This is a genomic window from Streptomyces sp., assembly GCF_031181555.1.
Classification (GTDB): Bacteria; Actinomycetota; Actinomycetes; order Streptomycetales; family Streptomycetaceae; genus Streptomyces; species Streptomyces fimbriatus.
This window is the reverse complement of the sequence record NZ_JAPSKQ010000325.1, coordinates 1-1,881: the sequence shown is the minus strand read 5'-3', so window position 1 is coordinate 1,881 and position 1,881 is coordinate 1. Positions and strand designations below refer to the sequence as shown.

The following is a 1,881-nucleotide window of genomic DNA, read 5'->3' as shown; positions in this document are numbered from 1 at the left end:
GGGCGGTGACCAGGAGCAGGGAGTTGCCGCCCAGGTCGAAGAAGTTGTCGTCCAGGCCCACCCGGTCGCGGCCCAGGACGTCGCACCACACCTCGGCGAGCCGGCTCTCCAGCCGCCGCAGGCCGTCTTCCGTCTCCGTCTCGTCCGGGCGAGCGCTCGTGCCCGCCGAGCGCAGCGTCCATCCGTCGTCGGCCAGGCCGGCCGCGCGGGCGCTGCCGGTGACGGCGCGGTACAGGGCGCCGAGGTCGGTGCCGTCCTGCAGGCCGACCCGCGCGGCCAGGCGGCGGGTCTGGCGCACCGGGGCCACGACGTGGCTGCGCACCCAGGGGGCGGTGCGGTCGGCGCCGACCAGCAGGTGCGGTTCGTCGAGGATGCGGGCGAGGTCGAAGGAGCGCAGCGCGGCGGGAACGTCGAGCAGCCGGTAGCCCCGGGCCTCGGTGAGCGCGGTGAGACCGTAGCCGCGGCTCATGCCGCGTTCGCGCCACATGCTCCAGGCGAGCGACTGCGCGGGCAGGCCGAGGCCGCGGCGGTACCCGGCGAGGGCGTCCAGGTAGGCGTTGGCGGCGGCGTAGGCGGCGTTCATGGCGCCGCCGAAGAAGCCGTTGACCGAGGAGAAGGTGACGAAGGAGTGGACCGGGTGGCCTGCGGTGAGCCGGTGCAGGATCCACGCACCGCGCACCTTCGCCTCCAGCGCCCGGCGCCAGGTGGGGGCGTCCAGTTCGCCCACGGGGCGCTCCACGAGCGCCCCGGCCAGGTGCAGCACCGACGTCAGGGGCACGCCCCACGCCTCGGTGGCGGCCTCCACCGCGGCGCGGACCCGGGCTTCGTCGGTGACGTCGGCGCGGGCGTAGCGCACCTCTCCGCGTTCGCGCAGCCGCGGCAGGGCGTGGGCCTCGTCCTCCGGGGTGCGCCCGAGGACGAGCAGCCGGGTGCCGGGGGTGCGCAGCAGGTGGGCGGCGATCTCGGTGCCGACGCCGCCGAGGCCTCCGGTGAGCAGGGTGAAGCCGTCGTGCGCGGGCGGCTCGGTGCGGGGCGGGCTGGCGGGCAGGGGGGCGAGGCGGCGCTCGTAGCGCAGTCCGTCGCGGTACGCCACGTCCGTGCCGTCCGCGGTGGCGGCCGCCTCGGCCGTCAGGAGGGCCAGCGGGTCGGTGCCGTCGTCCGGTGGCAGGTCGAGGTGCCGGGTCCGCAGCCGGCCGCACTCCTCGGCCAGCGACTTGAGCAGCGCTCCGGCCAGGGCGTGGGGCGGGGAGGGGTGGTCGCCGGGGCGGACGGCCTGGGCGCCTGCGGACACGTGGACCAGGTCCACGGGGCGCTGCCGGCCGGGCCGGGCGGTGAGGGCCCGGGCGAAGGCGAGCAGCCGCTCCGCACCCGTCGTGTCGTCCGGCGCCGCCGGGGGGCCTGCCCGGAGTCCGTCGAGGTGGAGGACGGCGTCGACGGGCCGCTGGTCGTGCTCCAGCCGGTCCAGCAGCGCGGCGTAGTCGGACTCCTCGGCGGGCCGGACGCGGTAGTGCGCGGCGTCGATCCGGGTGTACGACGGTCCTTCGGAGACCACCGTGCACAGGCCCCCGGCGGAGCGCAGCGCGTCGGCGAGCCGTTGTGCGAGTGCGCCGGCCCGCGGGTCGCCGCCCGCGAGGACGAGGGTGTGCCGGCCGGACGCCGCGGGACGGGCAGCGGGGCGTTCCGCGCGCTGCCACACCGGGCGCAGGAACCAGTCGGGGACGGTGGCCGCGGTGCCCAGCAGCAGCTGGGTCCGGCGCACCTCGTCGTCGAAGTCGCCCGCCTCGAAGCTCTTGCGGAGCCTGGTGCGCTGGATCTTGCCGATCTCCGTCTTGGGGACGGCGTCCCGCGCCACGGGGATGAGGAAGGACGGGCTGACGCCGA

1 protein-coding gene is annotated in these 1,881 nt (G+C 77.1%); it reads right to left on the bottom strand.

What is annotated here, in order from left to right:
- A partial coding sequence (locus RIM90_RS31465; protein WP_309064140.1) for an SDR family NAD(P)-dependent oxidoreductase occupies positions 1-1,881 on the bottom strand: 1,881 nt, incomplete at both ends.